Raw genomic sequence first — 17,917 nt, 5'->3', positions numbered from 1 at the left:
GCGGCACGGAAGTGGCCGATGTTGGTCATGCACGAGCCGATGAAGACTTCGTCGATCTTGGTACCGGCGACTTCGGAGAGCAGCTTGGCATCGTCGGGATCGTTCGGGCAGGCGACGATCGGCTCGGTGACGTCGGCGAGGTCGATTTCGATCACCGCGGCGTACTCGGCACCGGCGTCGGCCTTGAGCAGTTCGGGCTTGGCGATCCATGCTTCCATGGCCTTGATGCGACGACCGAGCGTGCGCTTGTCTTCGTAGCCGGTGGCGATCATCCACTTCATCAGGGTGATGTTCGAGGTCATGTACTCGATGATCGGCGCCTTGTCGAGCTGGATCGCGCAGGCAGCGGCGGAACGCTCGGCGGCGGCGTCGGAAAGCTCGAAAGCCTGCTCGATCTTGAGGTCCGGCAGCCCTTCTATTTCCAGGATACGGCCCGAGAAGATGTTCTTCTTACCCTTCTTGGCGACGGTCAGCAGGCCCTGCTTGATGGCGTAGTAGGGAATGGCGTTGACCAGGTCACGCAGGGTGACGCCGTCCTGCAGCTTGCCCTTGAAGCGCACCAGCACCGATTCCGGCATGTCCAGCGGCATGACGCCGGTAGCGGCGGCGAAGGCGACCAGGCCCGAACCCGCCGGGAAGGAGATGCCGATCGGGAAACGGGTGTGCGAGTCGCCGCCGGTGCCGACGGTGTCGGGCAGCAGCAGGCGGTTGAGCCAGGAATGGATGATGCCGTCGCCCGGACGCAGCGCGACGCCGCCACGGGTGCTGATGAAAGTCGGCAGTTCGCGGTGCATCTTGACGTCGATGAGCTTCGGATAGGCGGCGGTATGGCAGAAGGACTGCATCACCATGTCGGCCGAAAAACCGAGGCAGGCGAGATCCTTGAGTTCGTCGCGGGTCATCGGTCCGGTGGTGTCCTGCGAGCCGACGGTGGTCATCCGCGGTTCGCAATAGGTGCCGGGCAGGACGCCCTTGCCTTCCGGCAGACCACACGCGCGGCCGACCATTTTCTGCGCCAGCGAGTAGCCCTTGCCGGTGTCGGCGGGATTCTGCGGCAGACGGAAGAGCGTCGATACCGGCAGCCCGAGCGCTTCGCGAGCGCGGGTGGTCAGGCCACGGCCGACGATCAGTGGAATGCGCCCACCGGCACGCACTTCGTCGAGGATCACCGGCGTCTTCAGTTGCGATTCGGCGATCACCGTGCCGTTCTTGAGCGCGGTGACCTTGGTGGTGGCGGCATCAATCTGCAATTCGATCTCGTCGCCCATTTCCATCTGCTCGACGTCGAGTTCGATCGGCAGCGCGCCGGCGTCTTCCATGGTGTTGAAGAAGATCGGCGCGATTTTCGAGCCCAGGCAGAAACCGCCGAAGCGCTTGTTCGGAACGTAGGGAATATCCTCGCCGGTAAACCAGAGCACGGAGTTGGTCGCCGACTTGCGCGACGAACCAGTGCCGACGACGTCGCCGACGTAGGCGATCAGGTTGCCCTTCTTGGCCAGCGCTTCGAGTTGCTTGATCGGGCCGCGCTCGCCGGGGGTATCGGCTTCGATACCGGGACGCGCGTTCTTGAGCATCGCCAGCGCGTGCAGCGGGATGTCCGGGCGCGACCAGGCATCGGGCGCTGGGGACAGGTCGTCGGTATTGGTTTCGCCGGTGACCTTGAAGACGGTCAATTTCTGCGACGCGGGCACTTCCGGACGCGAGGTGAACCACTCGCCGTCGGCCCAGCTCTGCATGACCGATTTGGCGTTGGCGTTACCCTTGTCGGCGAGTTCCTTGACGTCGTGAAAGAAGTCGAACACCAGCAAGGTCCGCTTGAGGCTTTCGGCGGCGATCGCGGCAGTCGGACCGCCGAGCAGCTCGATCAACGGCTTGACGTTGTAACCGCCGAGCATGGTGCCGAGCAGTGCGGTGGCTTTTTCCTTCGAGATCAGCGCGCAGCTTTCCTCGCCCTTGGCGACCTTGGCGAGAAACTCGGCCTTGACCTTGGCTGCGTCGTCCACACCGGCCGGTACACGGTAGGTGATCAGCTCGACCAGCGCCTCTTCTTCACCCTTTGGCGGGTTCTTCAGCAGAGCGACGAGTTCCCCGGTCTGCTGCGCGGTCAGCGGCAGCGGCGGGATACCAAGCGCAGCGCGCTCGGCGACATGGGCACGATAGGATTCCAGCACGGCAACGTCCTTTCTCAAAGTTTTCGGCAGCAAGACACACATTGTACTGCAAGGCCGGAACGGCAACCGACGTGCGACCTCGCGGCGGAACGGGGCTTTGTCCCCGCGGGGCAGCAAAACGCCTGCCAACCAACCCGCCTGATTGGTATGTATTATATAAGACATACGACCTGTCGTGAAGCCTTGGGTCGCGGCCAGGGTCACAGCGTTCGGATGACAAGGCCGTTGTCGATGCCCAACGCGGTCGCCGAGGCTGCGTGCATTGCCTCAAGTTAGATCGCTGACCGCACGAAACAGGCGATGGCCGGAATCGAGATACTTGCGCTCGAAGGGGGTGATCGGCGGATCCGGAACAAACGGCTCGGCAACTGTCGATCGTCCGCTGAGTTGCTGCACCGCCAGGCAGTGCTCGGCGACGTAGATCGGCCAGTTGCTGCGGCACTCGAGGACACCGCCCAGGGCGAGCATCGCCGGAAATACCGGATGTCCGTGCCAGCGTCGGCGCAGGTGGCCGATCTTCGGCCAAGGGTTGGGATAGAGCAGGTAGTGACGATCGAGGCGAACGCCCGCATCGTGCAGCAAGCGCCAGTAGTCGACCAGATCGGCACGCACCAGATCGAGATTGGCGGGCCACGCTCGATCGCTTCCCTGACGGCGCTGGGCTTGTTGCAACCGTGCCGCCGACTGGTCGACACCAATCACGTAGTGCGCTGGAAAAGCGCGCGCGAGAGCGACACTGCTTTCCCCTACCCCACAGCAGGCATCGAGGATCAGCGGGGCGCCCGGTGCCAGCTGCTGGAAGCGCTCAAAGCTTGCCGTAAATGCGGCCCGATTGTAGTCAGCATAGGGTTTGCGGAAAGCCGCGTTCGCGTGCCGATCGAGAACGGCCGACAGCTGCTCGTGGATGCCCGTCTGCGCGCTGCTCGGAACGTGGGAACGGCCTTGCACCGGCGGCCGATGTCAGGCCGTTGGCCGCAACGCGGGCACGCCATGTAACTCGAGCGTGCGGCTGATTTCGTCAACTGAGCTCAGCGTCCTGACCACTCTGAACAAGACCTCGGCTTCGCTGAAATTGCGCCGGAGGGAACCCAGCCACAGTTTGAGCCGGCCAGGCGCATGCCGATCCGCGACCTTGGCACAGACTTGCTGCCAGTAGGATGCGAGCAAGGGCTGCAGCTGCCGCCAGTCGGCGGATCGATCGGCCTCGATCGACTCCCCAGCCCGCAGCGCACAAATGCGCCGCGCGAGAAAGGGATCGGCAACCGCCCCGCGCCCGATCATCACGTCGTCGCTGCCGCTGACCGCACAGCAGCGGGCATGATCAGCCGCCGTCCAGACCTCGCCGTTGGCGACTACCGGTTGCTGCACCACTTCGCGGATCCGACCAACCCACTCCCAGTGGGCCGGCGGTCGATAAGCCTCGGCACGAGTGCGTGCATGCACCACCAGGGCGTCGACACCTCCAGCTGCCAGTGCGCGCGCGCAGTCCAGCGTTCGTGCCGTATCCCGTACGCCGAGCCGCATCTTTGCCGTGAAAGGGATTTCAGCAGGGACCACTCGCCGGACGGCTGTGGCAATACGGAACAGCTGCTCGGGGTCGGCGAGCAACATCGCACCACCGCCATGGCGATTGACCTTTGGCGCTGGACAGCCGAAATTGAGATCAATGCCCGCTGGCGCGAGCTCGACCAACTGCGCCGCGTTTTCTGCCAGACATGCCGGATCGCTACCGAGGAGCTGCACCACCAGCGGTGTGCCGGCGCGTGTGCGGCTGCCCCTGTCGAGCTCGGGGCAGAGCCGGCGAAAGGCGCGCGGCGGCAACAGGCTGCCGGACACGCGGACAAACTCGCTCACCGCCAGGTCGTAACCACCCACCCGCGTCAGCACATCGCGCAGGACGTCGTCAACCAGACCTTCCATCGGTGCCAGCAGCAGTTTTCCCATCTTCCGTCCGAACTCGTGTCGCCATTCTACGGGACCGCCGACACGAGCCATCGGCACGCGTCTGGCGCCTTGTCCGACGCAGTTCACGACCGACCACCACCGCCGCTCGGCTGCGCAAGCGCTGATGCAAGCGCCAAAAAATGCCAGGGGCCGGACCTGCCGGCCCCACTTCGACCGACGCCGCCTACTTCCTTCTCGTGCTCTTCTTCACTGGCGCCTGAGCTTCCTCCGCTCCCTGGACACCCAATTGCCCACCGGTACCCAAGCCGCCCTGAACTTCCTGAGCTCGGTAATTCTTCACCGCCCGGACGATGTTGTTATAGGAATCGGTGAAGGCCGCGACGATGACCTTGCCCTCTGCGGTGTTCGAATAACCGCCGAGCCCACCGCCCACGCTACCGCCAAACAGGGCGCCCATGGCGCCGAAGTCCATGTTCTTGGCGCTACCCTCGGCAGCCGCCAGCTGCACGCCCGAACGGTTATCGATGATGGTCAGCAGCGTGCTGGCCTCCTTGACGTTCATGCTGCCGGCAATGGCTCCGAGCACGCCGAGACTGCGATTGATGCCACCCAGCCCGCCAGTCATCCCGCCGGCATTCTGGTTGCTGAAGGTGATCGATGGGCTCATCGAGAAGTCAGCCGCGACCATCTGTCCCTTTTGAAACTTCGAGCCCTTGCGCAGCTCCCCGGAGTCTGCCAGGGCACGCTCCTGCATCATGTTGTTCATCGCCCGGCCACGTTCGACCACCACGAAACAGTTGGACTGCTGGATCAACAGCTTGAGCACCGGTGTCGTCGAACCCAGGCGCATCTGGCCGGTCAGGATGCCATACCACGGCGCGTTGGTATCTTCAACGACGGCAATCGTGCCAAGCGAGCTGGCGCACCGTTCAAGTTGGCTGTTGGCGTTCTGGGCATTGGCACCGCCCGCCGAACCGGTGGCCGTGGTCTTGGCATCGGCTGAACCCATTTCCATGTTGGCGCAGCCGGCCAGCAGCGCAGTTGCAGCGGCGACCGCGACCAGGCGTGCCGCGTTATCGGTACTTGACAAAGACATAGGACCCCCTTTTCTGGCAATTGTCTGAATATGGTGTGGCACGCCACGGACAGCAGCAATAACCCCACGGGGGCCGACTATACCAGCATGGATACTGGCTGCGGTCGCAAAAAAAGCGTCAGCCGCAAGGCATCCAACGGAGGCTGCGGGGGAGATTCCGGACGTCCAACTGCGCAACGCCGGCACGGCTTGTGTGCTGAAAACCCGGGCTTGACCCGTCACGAGCTTGGTCTAGAATCGCCACCATCCTTGTCGTTTCTTCGTTTCAGTCCGGCGCGCCGTGCCTGACCCGAGGTGCCGACAGCCGTACTGCCGCCGAAGCTTTCCCGCCGCCCGACCAACCCCTTTCGCAGACCGCGATACCATGCCAAGCTTGCTGCGCGCGCTTAGAGCCGATATCACGACCCTGACAGTTGATGCGATCGTCAATGCAGCCAACTCGTCGCTGCTTGGCGGCGGTGGTGTTGACGGGGCGATCCACCGCGCTGCCGGCCGCGAGTTGCTGCACGCATGCCGCCTTCTCGGCGGCTGCGAGACCGGCGACGCCAAGCTCACCACAGGCTACGGCCTGCCTGCCCGATACGTCATTCACGCCGTCGGTCCGGTCTGGCGTGGCGGTACCAGTGGCGAACCCGAACTCCTGGCGTCATGCTATCGGCGCGCGATCGAATGCGCCGTGCACCACGACATTCGCACGCTCGCCATCCCCAGCATCAGCACCGGCGTCTACGGCTACCCGATCGAGCAGGCCGCGAGGGTCGCCGTGTCGACGGTTCGCTCATCGCTGGAGGTAGGCGGATCGATCGAGGAGGTGATCTTCTGCTGCTTCTCGGCGGGCGACTTGCAGGTCTATGAGCAGTTGCTCGGGAACGCGGCGACCTGAGCCTGGTCGTCGGGAGGCCACCAGCAAGCGTGATGGCCGCAGCGAGCTTTCAGCAGCGGGCTCCCGCAGGGCACGCCGCCACGGCGCTGGCCATCGGCGTCAGCGGCCGCCCTTCGTCCACCCAGGCGCGCACGCCGCCCTTGACGTTGTACACCTTCTGGTAACCCGCCTGCCCGGAGAGAAGCTGGCTTGCCGCCCTGGTCCGGTTACCGCTGCGGCAGATGACGATCACCGGCTGATCAGGCTTCGCCACAGCCTGCACCTTGGCCAGCCAGGCGGGCGCATCGACCTGGCCGCGCTCATCGACGTAGGTGATCAGTTTGCTGCCCTGAACAACTCCGCTGTCCTTCCATTCGCCGGCCGTGCGGATGTCGATCACCGGCACCCCGGCGGCGCTAAGGCGCGCGAGTTCGGCATTGTCGATATCGATCACTTCGGCGCGAACCGAGACCGCCAGAAGCAACGCCAGGAACGAGAAAACGATATTGCGTAACATGATCGATACCTCCGTGAGTCTCGGTCGTTCATCTTACTACCTTGTTGAGACCAATACTCGCCAACAGGAAAGGCCGGATGCCTTCCACCATCAGCCTGTATGCCGTTCTCGGTGTCGCCCCGAACGCCACGCTTGCCGAGATCCCGACTGCAGCCTGTTGGCCCCGCGACGGTCGACGCCGGTGGCTGCTGCTGATTTTCTGGATCTCCGGGCCGGCCCCGGCGCCCCACTCGCCCCCCGGTCACCGCGCCGACGACGCCGGTGGCTACGGCGCCCCTGCCCGATGCCCCTTCGGGTATCGTAACGACGGTGCCAATACCGCTGATGCCGCCGACTGCGGCAGCCAGCACGACCGACGACACTGCCGCGCGAGCAGCCCGGACCGCCCCCCTCATCGATGCCGCGGCCACCACGCCGTCAGCCACTGCCGGCGGTTCGATGTTTCCCGGCCGGGGCCGGAGAAGCGCCACACTACGGCGCGTGTATCTCGGTCAGCGAAGCGGCGGCGCGGGCGCTGCTCGGCAAGCCGCCATGCCCGATTGCCCTGGCCCCAGCCCGCTACTTCCCGAACTATTAAGCCCGGTGAATGGCCAGGCCGCTGGGTGAGGTTTCCCCAACATCACACTGAAAAATAGCGCTTTTCAGTCGTGCAGTGCCGCGCTAGTATGAATGCTCTTTTTTGGGGCCAGCAACCACGACCCCGGACTCGTGCCGAAGAAAGGACTCGCTCGCCTTGAAACCGACCGATAGCAGCGCACCCGACTACTTCCACAAAGTGGTTGACTGCCAATGGGCATGCCCGGCCCACACGCCCGTTCCCGAATACATTCGCTTGATCGCCGCTGGTCTGTATAGCGAAGCCTATATGGTCAACTGGGTGTCGAACGTCTTTCCCGGCATTCTTGGACGCACCTGCGATCGCCCCTGCGAGCCAGCGTGTCGCCGCAGCCGCGTCGAGGACGAAACGCCGGACGGTCGCGAGCGCAAGGAGCCGGTGGCGATCTGCCGCCTGAAGCGAGTTGCTGCCGACTACAAGGAGGACATCCGCCACCTGCTGCCGCAACCGGCGGCACAGAAAAACGGCCGGCGGATCGCCTGCGTCGGCGCCGGGCCCGCCTCACTCACCGTCGCCCGCGACCTGGCGCCGCTCGGCTACGAGGTGGTGATTTACGACGGCGATGCCCGCGCTGGCGGCATGATGCGCACCCAGATCCCGAAATTCAGGCTCCCCGAAGAGGTGATCGACGAGGAGACGGGCTACGTGCTCGATCTCGGCGTCGAATTCCGCAGCGGCCAGTACGTCAAGTCGCTGAAGGCGCTCATCGGCGAAGGCTACGACGCGATCTTCGTCGGTTCCGGCGCGCCACGCGGCCACGACCTCGACATTCCGGGTCGCAAGGAGGCGGCGAAATCGATCCATCTCGGCATCGACTGGCTGGCCAGCGTCGCTTTCGGTCACACCACGTCGATCAGCAAACGCGTGATCGTCCTCGGTGGCGGCAACACGGCGATGGACTGCTGCCGGTCGTCGCGCCGGCTTGGCGGCGAGGACGTCAAGGTCATCGTCCGCTCCGGATTCGAGCAGATGAAAGCCAGCCCATGGGAAAAAGAGGACGCCATGCATGAAGGCATCCCGATCCTGAACAATCTGGTGCCCAAGGCGTTCACCCATATCGGTGGCCGCCTCACCGGCGCCACCTTCCAGAAGGTACGCGCCGTGTTCGATGAGCGGGGTCGGCGCAGTCTGGTGCCCACCGGCGAGCCAGATGCGCACTTCGACTGTGACGAGGTGCTGGTGGCCGTCGGCCAGGACAACTCGTTCCCGTGGATCGAGCGCGACATCGGCATCGAGTTCGACGAGTGGGGGCTGCCGAAAGTCAACGCCAACACCATGCAATCGACGGTGCCCAACGTTTTCTTCGGTGGCGACGCCGCCTTCGGACCGAAGAATATCATCTGGGCCGTGGCGCACGGCCACGATGCGGCGGTGTCGATCGACCGCATGCTGAATGGCGAGGACATCGCCATCCGGCCAGCGCCGCAGACCTCGCTGATCTCGCAGAAGATGGGCATCCACCAGTGGATCTACGACAACACGGTCTCGGCGGACCGCCGCCTGCGGGTGCCGCTGCGCGACATTAATGCCGCGCTGAAAAACATCAAGATCGAGGTCGAGCTGGGTTTTGATCCGCAACTGGCCTTTCAGGAAGCACAGCGTTGCCTGAACTGCGACGTGCAGACGGTGTTCGCGCCGAAGCTGTGCATCGAGTGCGACGCCTGCATGGACATCTGTCCGATGGACTGCATCTCCTTCACGGCAAACGGCGAGGAACAGGAACTGCGCCCGCGGCTGCTGGCGCCGGCGCTCAATTTGACCCAGGATCTCTATGTGTCCGACTCGCTGAAGACCGGGCGGGTGATGGTCAAGGACGAGGATGTCTGCCTGCACTGTGGTCTGTGCGCCGAGCGTTGCCCGACCGGCGCGTGGGACATGCAGAAGTTCCTGCTCGAGATGACCCATGCCGGACCGGGCTGCCACAGCACACCGGCCTCCGAACAAGATCAAGCACCCCGGACCCGAGTGCCGCAGCGGCGGCAGGGAGGATCGCGAGCAGCCAGCCGCCTGAGGAAAGAAAATGCAGAAGATCGAAGCGGTAAATAACTTCGTCATCAAGTTTGCCAACATCAACGGCTCGGGATCGGCCTCCGCCAACGAGCTGATCGCCCGTGCCATCCTGCGCATGGGGGTGCCGGTATCGCCGCGCAACATCTTTCCCTCGAATATCCAGGGCCTGCCCACCTGGTTCGAGGTGCGCGTGACCGAGCACGGCTACCTCGGGAGACGCGGCGGCGTGGACCTGATGGTCGCCATGAACCCGCAGACCTGGGACCAGGATGTCAGGGAAATTGAGCTGGGCGGTTATCTCTTCTACGACAGTTCCCGACCGCTACCGCGCGCCAGGTCGCGCGACGATATCCACGTCCTCGGCATGCCACTCACGGAGATTTGCAACAACACTTACAGCGACCCACGCCAGCGCCAGTTGTTCAAGAACATCGTCTATGTCGGCGCCTTGACGCAGCTGCTCGGGATCGACCCGGCGGAGATCGAGAAACTCTTTGGCGAGCAGTTCAAGGGCAAGGAGAAGTTGCTCGACTACAACGTTCAGGCGCTCAACCTCGGTCGTGAGTACGCCCGCGAGCACCTCAAGCCCATCGGCTTGAGCGTGGAGCGCCGGGACAAGGTCGGTGACAAAATTTTCGTCGATGGCAATACCGCCGCAGCGCTGGGCTGCGTTTACGGCGGCGCGACGGTTTGCGCCTGGTATCCGATCACCCCCTCGTCGTCGGTCGCCGAGGCCTTCATCAGCTACACGCAGAAGTTGCGCGTCGATCCCGAAACCGGCAAGCGCCGCTGCGCGGTGGTCCAGGCCGAGGACGAACTCGCTTCCATCGGCATGGTCATCGGCGCCAGCTGGAACGGTGCGCGCGCATTTACCGCGACTTCCGGCCCCGGGATATCGCTGATGACCGAGTTCATCGGCCTGGCCTATTTTGCGGAGATCCCGGCCGTACTGATCAACGTGCAGCGCGGCGGGCCATCAACCGGCATGCCGACCCGTACCCAGCAATCCGACATCCTCTCCTGCGCTTATGCCTCGCACGGCGACACCCGGCACGTGCTGCTGTTCCCCGAGGATCCTTACGAATGTTTCGAGATGTCGGCACAGGCGCTTGACCTGGCGGAGCGGCTGCAAACGCCGGTCTTCGTCATGAGCGACCTCGACATCGGCATGAACCAGCGGCTGTGCCGGCCCTTCGCCTGGGACGACAGCGTCGAGTACGACCGCGGCAAGGTGATGACCCGCGATGCGCTTGACGCCGGCGCCGACTTCGGCCGCTACCTCGACGTGGACGGCGATGGCATTCCCTACCGCACCTATCCGGGGACGCACCCGACCAAGGGCGGCTACTTCACCCGCGGCACGACCAAGAACGCCTACGCCGGCTATTCGGAAGCGGGCCCTGATTACGTCTACAACATGCAACGGCTGAGGCACAAGTTCGAAACGGCCAAGTCGCTGGTACCGCTGCCGGTGCTCACCGCGTCCCGCTACCCAGCGCGCTTCGGCGCGATCTTCTACGGTTCGACCAGTCCGGCAATGCACGAGGCTCTTGACGATCTGGCGGGCCACGGCATTTACATCAACGCACTGCGCGTACGCGCCTTCCCGTTTCAGAACGAGATTGCCGATTTCATTGCGGCGCATTCGAAGGTCTTCGTCATCGAGCAGAACTTCGATGGGCAGCTGGTTACACTGCTGGTCAACGACGCCCACGTCAATCCGGCGAGCCTGATCTCCGTGCGTCACTACGACGGCACACCGATCACCGCACGATTCATCACTCAGGAGATTGCTGAACGTGTCTCGCATCTGAACGTTCACCCGCTCCGCGAAGGCAGGGTGGCCTGACATGACCTATATCGCAAAACCCAAGCTCCACCACCCCACTCTGGCCAAGAACCGCGTCGGCTACACCCGCCGTGACTACGAGGGCAAGATCTCGACGCTGTGTGCCGGCTGTGGCCACGACTCGATCTCGGCGGCGATCATCCAGGCCTGCTGGGAGCTCGACATCGAGCCGCACCGCGTCGCCAAGCTTTCCGGGATAGGCTGCTCGTCGAAGACGCCAGACTACTTCCTCGGCAATTCGCATGGTTTCAACACGGTTCACGGACGCATGCCCTCGGTGCTTACCGGTGCCAACCTGGCCAACCGCGAGTTGATCTACCTCGGCGTTTCGGGCGATGGTGACTCGGCGTCGATCGGCCTCGGCCAGTTTGCGCACGTGCTGCGCCGCGGCGTCAACATGACCTACATTGTCGAAAACAACGGCGTCTACGGACTGACCAAGGGGCAGTTCTCGGCCACTGCCGACAAAGGCTCGAAATCCAAGCGCGGACAGGCCAATAACGATACACCGATCGACCTCGCCAGCCTGGCCCTGGTGATGGGAGCCACCTTTGTCGGACGCAGTTTCTCCGGCGACAAGGCACAGTTGGTGCCGCTGATCCGGGCCGCCATCGCGCACCCGGGAGCGGCCGTGATCGACGTCGTCTCGCCGTGCATCGCCTTCAACAACCACTCGGGCAGCACCAAGAGCTATGACTACGTGCGCGAGCACAATGAAGCGGTCAACCGATTGGATTTCTTCCCGCACCGCGAGGAAATCACCGCCGAGTATGCCGAAGGCGAGGTCATCGACGTGCGCCAGCACGACGGCTCAATCGTCCGGCTGCGCAAGCTGCACGCCGATTACGACCCGACCGACCGTGTGCGCGCGATGACCTACGTCCAGGAGCACGCCGCGCGCGGGGAAGTGGTGACCGGGCTGCTCTACGTTGACCCCGACGCCCGCGATCTGCACCGGCAGATCGACACCGTCGACACGCCCTTGAACACACTGGGTGCCGCTGAGCTCTGCCCCGGATCGGCCGTGCTCGAGAAGATCAACGCTTCCTTGCGTTAGGCTGCGCCCCCGCAAGCATAGACCGGGCAGCCGAGCCTGCCTCGCGGCGCGCGCTGGCGTCGTGATCGGTGCCGCAGTCGAACCCGGGAGGCTGTCGCCTGCTGGTCTCACCGATAACGTTGTGAACCGCTGACGCCAGATCGAACCGGTATAATCCGGGCTCTTCCCTCTGGCTGACCCATTCGTGTCCGATCGTCTCGCCGTACTCGCCCAGTACCTGCTGCCCAAACAGGCGCTCACCACCCTTGCCGGGATGTTTGCCAGCAGCGAAGCGGGCAAGCTCACCACCACCGCCATCCGCTGGTTTGTTCGGCGCTACGGCGTCGACCTGAGCGAAGCAGTCGATCCAGACCCGCTCAGCTACAAGACCTTCAACGAGTTCTTCACACGGCCGCTACGCGCCGGCGCGCGGCCGCTCGCCGAGGCTGACTTCCTGTGTCCGGTAGACGGCGCGATCAGTCAGTTCGGCGCGATCGATCACGACCAGATCTTCCAGGCCAAGGGCCACCGTTACTCGACAACCACGCTCGTTGGTGGCGATGCCGAGCTGGCAGCCCGCTTTGCCGATGGCTCTTTTGCCACCCTGTACCTCAGTCCGCGCGACTATCACCGGATCCATATGCCGGCCGATGGCCGCCTGACGCGCATGATTCATGTTCCCGGCGATCTCTTCTCGGTCAATCCGGCGACCGCACGCGGCGTCCCCGGCCTGTTCGCCCGCAATGAGCGCGTGGTCTGTGTCTTCGAGGCGGAATTCGGCAGCTTCGTCCTGGCCCTGGTTGGCGCGACCATCGTCGGCAGCATGGCTACGGTGTGGCACGGCAGAGTGAACCCGCCACGTAGCGGAAAGCTCCGCGAGTGGTCTTACGACGGGCAGCAGATAAAGCTCGGAAAGGGCGAAGAAATGGGCCGTTTCCTGCTCGGTTCGACGGTGGTAATGCTCTTCCCGAAAGATGTTCTAAGCTTCACCCCCGCCTGGGCAGCCGCCGGCCAGATTCGCCTGGGCGAGGTGATGGCCTGCCGCGCCGACCAGCGCTGAGGCCCGGCCCCGAACGCAGCGTTGCTTCCGTCGCGGGGATGTGGCGCGATCCGCACCTCGGATCAAGAGCGAAAGGACTACCGGAGTCAAGGCAATCGGGCATAGAATCCGCCATCCTTCCTCTTTGAGGAGATCGCGCATGCTGAAGCCGATCATCCCGGTTCTTACCGCGCTGGCTGCCACCTTTGTCGCTCCCGGCGCGACCGCCAGCGACTTGCCCGCAGGTAACTGCGAAGCGCCGCAAGCGGCGACCGATCTCTCGCGCTGTGATTTTTCCCGCCGCAAGCTGGTCGGGAAGAACTTGCGCGGGGCGCGCCTCGCTGGCGCCCAGATGGAGAGCGCGGACTTCCGTCAAGCTGACCTCGCCGGCGCCGATCTGCGTGGCAGCAACGCCAAGTGGGCCAACTTCACCGGAGCGAACCTGGCCGCAGCGGACCTTCGCGATGCCGACCTATTTCACACCACCTTCGATGACGCCAACCTGGCCAGGGCCGATCTTCGCGGTGCCAATTTGTTCGGGGCGAATCTGATCAATAGCAAAGCCGCCGGTGCCGATTTTTCGGGCGCCTTCCTCAAGGATATCCTGATGGAAGGCATCGATCTCTCCGGCGCATCTCTGCGCGACTGCCGCGCCTTGCGCGGCGTCTTTTCGGATGCGCTGCTGGTTGGCACCGACCTGTCCGGCACCGACCTGACCGGCGCGGCGATGGATCAGGTCGACTTCTCCAACGCCACGCTCAAGGGTACACGGCTCGTCGGCGCGACCTTGCGACACGCGGTGTTCAATGGCGCCAACCTCGACGCTGCAAACTTTACCAACGCCGACCTTTGGGACGCCAATTTCGCCGACGCGCTGAATATTGGCGAGTCGGTACGGCAGGCGCTGGCCGAACCCTTCGTCGTCCGGGGTCGCTGATCGGCGAGCGCGAGGATCGGACCAGGGCACGGACAAGCTTGCGCTTGAGCTTGGGCTTTAAACAGCGTGGAAATCCTGGCAAAGCCCTGATCCCTGCAGATCTTGCGTTTTCCGGATTTTTTTGCGGTCAACAGGCACTCAAATGTGACCATCTCCGGGCTCCTCTGTGTATCCTAGACCCCGTTTGATTTTGCCGGCTGCACCGAGCCGCTCGGCAACCACCATCAGCTACTTGCGAACGGGAGAACACGGGGTGATTTTCGGAAGCGGAAGGAAGATTGCTGAGCTCGGGCAGCGCATCAGTGAACTTGAGAGGCAGAATGAGAGCCTGCGCGCGCAGCTCGCCGCGGCAGAGGCACAGCGCGACGAGTGCCTGCACCGTGCAAAGACCGCGGAAGGATGCAGCATTGAAATGCAGCGACTTTTCCACTCGTTTCAGACCTACCGCCAATCGCTAGCCGAGTCGCAACAGACCCTGGCCGCGCTCGCAACCCGCCTGCGCGACGAGAAGAAGGAAACACGTACCGCCGCCGGCGTCGCCTCGAGCAGTCGCGACGCCGTGCAGAGAATCAGCAACGAGCTGAACCAGCTGGCCAGCGACTCGCGCAACGCGCTGGACAAGGTGGTTAGCCTGCAAGGAAGCACCGAGAAAATCGGTGGCATTGTGCACCTGATCAAGGAAATCGCCGACCAGACCAATCTCCTCGCACTCAACGCCGCCATCGAGGCCGCCCGTGCGGGTGAAGCCGGGCGCGGTTTTGCGGTCGTCGCCGACGAGGTCCGCAAACTCGCCGACCGCACCACGCACGCGACCAGCGACATCTCGCAACTGGTGACCAATATTCAGGGCGAGACCGTTGCCGCTCAGAGCAGCATCGGGAATCTGGCGGAGCAGTCGGACTCGTTCAGCGAGCAGGGGCGGGAGGCGTCGACGGCAATCGGTGGTATTACGGGTCTGGCCAAGCAAATGGAAAGATCCGTTGGCACTGCGGCGCTGCGCAGTTTTGTCGAACTGGCCAAGATGGATCATCTGGTATACAAATTTGACATCTACCAGGTATTCATGGGGACTTCCGACAAGAACGCCGAGGACTTTGCCTCGCATACCGGATGCCGGCTGGGCAAATGGTATTACGAAGGCGAAGGTAAAAACGGTTGTGCGCAGCTTGATGGTTACCGTGCGCTCGAGACACCGCACTTGGACGTTCACCGGCACGGTCGCGCTGCCGTCGAATCGTACCGTGCGGGCAACCTTGCCGCCGGAGTGGACGCCATCGAGCAGATGGAAACTGCCAGCATGGGCGTTCTTCACGGTCTGGAACGAATGGCGAACGATGGCGAAGCCAAGCCCGACACTCTTTTCCTGGAAAACTGATCCGGCATTGATTGCCGCTCCCTCTCATGGTTACACGTAATACCCTGACCGCCGCTCGCCACATCGTGGTCGAAGGTCCGATCGGCGTCGGCAAGACCAGCCTGGCCACACGTCTTGGCGCTCACATGGACGCGCAGCTGTTGCTCGAACAGCCCGAACTGAACCCCTTCCTGAGTCGCTTCTATCAGGACCAACAGCGCTTTGCACTGCAAACGCAATTGTTCTTCCTGTTCCAACGCCTCGACCGAATGCGCGAACTGCCACCACGCGATTTCTTCACCCGCCCGGTGGTCGCCGACTACCTGCTCGAGAAGGATCCCTTGTTCGCGCTGCTGACACTAAGCGAAGACGAGTACGGCTTGTATCGCAAGATCTACGAACACATGTCACCCAAGGCGGCGGCGCCGGATCTGGTCATCTACCTGCAGGCAAATCCGGAAACGTTGATCGCCCGCGTGCGTAAACGCGGTATCGACATGGAGCGCAGGATTGGCGACGCTTACCTTACCGTTCTGGCGGAAAGCTACATGCACTTTTTCCACAACTATGACGCCGCACCGGTCATGGTGGTCAACTCCGAAAACATCAATTTCGTCGACTCCGACGACGATTTCCAGATGCTCGTCAAGCGCATCGAATCCATGCGCGGACACCGCGAATACTTCAACCGGGGAGAGTAATTCCATGTCCACCCATGTTGCGACGCGCCGATTAACGCACGTCGATCTAGCCAGGATGCGTGCCAATGGCGAAAAAATAGCCATGCTCACCTGCTACGACGCAAGCTTCGCACAACTGTCCGATGCCGCCGGCGTAGACGCACTGTTGATCGGTGACTCTCTCGGCATGGTTCTGCAGGGCCACGACTCGACCTTGCCGGTAACTCTGGCTGACATCGCCTACCACACGGCAAGCGTCGCCCGTGGCAGCAAACGTCCGCTGGTGATCGCCGACATGCCCTTCGGAAGCTTCCAGGAGAGTCCGCAGCAGGCGCTGCGCAACGCCGTTTCACTGCTCGCCGGCGGCGCGCAGATGGTCAAGCTCGAAGGCGGTGTTGAAATGGCGGAAACGACTCGTTTCCTGACCAGCAGGGGGATTCCGGTATGTGCCCACGTCGGGCTCACACCGCAATCTGTCCACCAGATCGGCGGCTATCGCGTCCAGGGCAAGGACGATTCCGGGGCCGCCAGACTGATCGCCGACGGCCTCGCCCAACAGGACGCGGGGGCGACACTGATCGTCCTCGAAGCCATTCCGGAGGCGTTGGCCGCCGCAGCCACCGGCAGGCTTGCCATCCCGACGATCGGCATCGGTGCCAGTCGCCAGTGCTCGGGGCAGGTGCTGGTCCTGCACGACATGCTGGACATCTCTAGCGGCAGAAAGGCTCGCTTCGTCAAGAACTTCATGGCCGGCCAGCCGTCCATCGCCATGGCCATCGCCGCCTACGTTGCCGCAGTCAAGGATGGCAGCTTCCCCGCTGCGGAGCACTGCTACTGAACTCGTCAAAACGGCAACGCGCGCGCCACACTGCTGGTCAGGCATCGGCCTCCAGCAGCGCCCTCGTGAGACGGCGACCGGCGGAGCCTCGCGCCGCTCCCCAAGCCCCGGGCAGAATCCCTTTGTAATCGCTTCAAGAGGTCCAGCAGCAGCATGCAAATCCACTCATCGATCCTCGCACTACGCGCCGCCCTGGAAAAACGTGGGCGGGTCGTTTTCGTTCCCACCATGGGCAACCTGCACGCCGGCCACATCGCGCTGATGACCGAGGCGCGCTCACATGGCGATACCGTGGTCGCCAGTGTCTTCGTCAATCGCCTCCAGTTCGGGCCCAGTGATGACTTTGGCCGCTATCCGCGCACCCTGCAGGCGGACTGCGACAAGCTCTCCGCTGCTGGCGTAGACCTGCTGTTCGCGCCGACCGAGGCTGATCTCTATCCCGAGCCCCAGCAATACTTTGTCGAGCTACCCGGGATTGAGCATCAACTCGATGGCGAGTTCCGCCCGGGACACTTTCGCGGCGTCGCCACCGTCGTCCTCAAACTGTTCAACATCGTCCAGCCTCAAGCAGCGCTGTTCGGCAAGAAGGATTACCAACAGTTGATGGTGCTACGCAACATGACCCATCAGCTGGCGTTGCCGATCGCTGTCATCGGCAGCGAGACTGTCCGTGCCGACGACGGACTGGCACTCTCCTCGCGCAACGCTTACCTGTCGCCAACCGAGCGCAGCGAGGCACCCCGCCTGCAGCGAATCCTCCAGCGCATCAGTGCAGCGGTGCAAGGAGGCGAGGCTGACTTCAGCCGGCTCGAACGCGATGCAGTCGCCGAACTCGACCACCATGGCTGGCAAACAGACTACGTCGCAGTGCGCCGGCAGGACGACCTGCAGCTCCCCGGGCCTTCCGGCAAGCAGGCGCTGGTCGTACTCGCCGCGAGTCGGCTGGGTTCGGCGCGACTGATAGACAATGTCGAAATTAATCCCGCCAACGGCCGTTGACAGGCGGG

At 63.5% G+C, this 17,917-nt stretch carries 14 protein-coding genes and 2 pseudogenes; 11 read left to right on the top strand and 5 right to left on the bottom strand.

The genetic code is table 11. The annotated features are described in order from the left end of the window. The 4 genes from RUW20_RS16350 to RUW20_RS16335 form a co-directional block, all read right to left on the bottom strand. On the bottom strand, positions 1 to 2,171 hold a 2,171-nt coding region (locus tag RUW20_RS16350; protein ID WP_313953286.1), incomplete at its 3' end, for a bifunctional aconitate hydratase 2/2-methylisocitrate dehydratase. A gap of 267 nt (positions 2,172 to 2,438) precedes the next feature. Then, positions 2,439 to 3,119, bottom strand: coding sequence for a methyltransferase domain-containing protein (locus tag RUW20_RS16345; protein ID WP_313953285.1), 681 nt, complete (start codon positions 3,117 to 3,119; stop codon positions 2,439 to 2,441). Positions 3,120 to 3,131: 12 nt separating this feature from the next. Continuing rightward, positions 3,132 to 4,115: a tRNA-dihydrouridine synthase gene (locus tag RUW20_RS16340; protein WP_313953284.1), complete on the bottom strand. Its 984-nt coding sequence runs from the start codon at positions 4,113 to 4,115 to the stop codon at positions 3,132 to 3,134. Positions 4,116 to 4,299: 184 nt separating this feature from the next. Further along, positions 4,300 to 5,172 carry a CsgG/HfaB family protein gene (locus RUW20_RS16335; RefSeq protein WP_313953283.1) on the bottom strand — a complete coding sequence of 291 codons (873 nt, stop codon included), beginning with the start codon at positions 5,170 to 5,172 and terminating at the stop codon, positions 4,300 to 4,302. A 364-nt stretch (positions 5,173 to 5,536) separates the two neighbouring features. Here RUW20_RS16335 and RUW20_RS16330 point away from each other — a divergent pair, with 364 nt between their 5' ends. After that, the gene (locus RUW20_RS16330) at positions 5,537 to 6,055 is read left to right on the top strand and encodes an O-acetyl-ADP-ribose deacetylase (RefSeq protein WP_313953282.1); all 519 of its coding nucleotides are present in this window, start codon (positions 5,537 to 5,539) and stop codon (positions 6,053 to 6,055) included. 49 nt (positions 6,056 to 6,104) lie between these two features. On the opposite strand, the gene RUW20_RS16325 is transcribed toward RUW20_RS16330, so the two are convergent. After that, positions 6,105 to 6,551 carry a rhodanese-like domain-containing protein gene (locus RUW20_RS16325; RefSeq protein ID WP_313953281.1) on the bottom strand — a complete coding sequence of 149 codons (447 nt, stop codon included), beginning with the start codon at positions 6,549 to 6,551 and terminating at the stop codon, positions 6,105 to 6,107. 733 nt (positions 6,552 to 7,284) lie between these two features. Here RUW20_RS16325 and RUW20_RS16320 point away from each other — a divergent pair. The 10 genes and pseudogenes from RUW20_RS16320 to panC all read left to right on the top strand — a co-directional run. Beyond that, positions 7,285 to 9,087 (top strand): annotated as a pseudogene (locus RUW20_RS16320) (FAD-dependent oxidoreductase); the annotation flags it as partial. 100 nt (positions 9,088 to 9,187) lie between these two features. Then, on the top strand, positions 9,188 to 11,026 hold the full coding sequence (locus RUW20_RS16315) for a 2-oxoacid:acceptor oxidoreductase subunit alpha (RefSeq protein WP_313953280.1): 1,839 nt from the start codon (positions 9,188 to 9,190) through the stop codon (positions 11,024 to 11,026). Between the two features lies 1 nt (position 11,027). Continuing rightward, positions 11,028 to 12,083 (top strand): 2-oxoacid:ferredoxin oxidoreductase subunit beta, encoded by a 1,056-nt coding sequence (locus tag RUW20_RS16310; protein WP_313953279.1) that lies wholly within the window; start codon positions 11,028 to 11,030, stop codon positions 12,081 to 12,083. A 184-nt stretch (positions 12,084 to 12,267) separates the two neighbouring features. Further along, positions 12,268 to 13,122 carry an archaetidylserine decarboxylase gene (asd, locus tag RUW20_RS16305; RefSeq protein WP_313953278.1) on the top strand — a complete coding sequence of 285 codons (855 nt, stop codon included), beginning with the start codon at positions 12,268 to 12,270 and terminating at the stop codon, positions 13,120 to 13,122. Between the two features lie 139 nt (positions 13,123 to 13,261). Next, on the top strand, positions 13,262 to 14,038 hold the full coding sequence (locus RUW20_RS16300; protein ID WP_313953277.1) for a pentapeptide repeat-containing protein: 777 nt from the start codon (positions 13,262 to 13,264) through the stop codon (positions 14,036 to 14,038). Between the two features lie 412 nt (positions 14,039 to 14,450). Then, a pseudogene (locus RUW20_RS21750) lies at positions 14,451 to 14,963 on the top strand (methyl-accepting chemotaxis protein); the annotation flags it as partial. A 42-nt stretch (positions 14,964 to 15,005) separates the two neighbouring features. Continuing rightward, entirely contained in the window at positions 15,006 to 15,413 is a 408-nt protein-coding gene (locus tag RUW20_RS21745) for a CZB domain-containing protein (RefSeq protein WP_409559379.1), read from the top strand. A 26-nt stretch (positions 15,414 to 15,439) separates the two neighbouring features. Beyond that, on the top strand, positions 15,440 to 16,093 hold the full coding sequence (locus tag RUW20_RS16290) for a deoxynucleoside kinase (protein ID WP_313953275.1): 654 nt from the start codon (positions 15,440 to 15,442) through the stop codon (positions 16,091 to 16,093). A gap of 4 nt (positions 16,094 to 16,097) precedes the next feature. Then, positions 16,098 to 16,910, top strand: coding sequence for a 3-methyl-2-oxobutanoate hydroxymethyltransferase (gene panB / locus RUW20_RS16285; protein WP_313953274.1), 813 nt, complete (start codon positions 16,098 to 16,100; stop codon positions 16,908 to 16,910). Positions 16,911 to 17,063: 153 nt separating this feature from the next. Further along, on the top strand, positions 17,064 to 17,909 hold the full coding sequence (gene panC / locus RUW20_RS16280) for a pantoate--beta-alanine ligase (RefSeq protein WP_313953273.1): 846 nt from the start codon (positions 17,064 to 17,066) through the stop codon (positions 17,907 to 17,909). Positions 17,910 to 17,917: the final 8 nt, after the last annotated feature.

It is taken from the genome of Accumulibacter sp., from assembly GCF_032229525.1.
In the GTDB taxonomy this organism is placed as follows: domain Bacteria; phylum Pseudomonadota; class Gammaproteobacteria; order Burkholderiales; family Rhodocyclaceae; genus Accumulibacter.
Note: the sequence above shows the minus strand (reverse complement) of the source record. Positions and strands in the feature narration are given on the sequence as shown.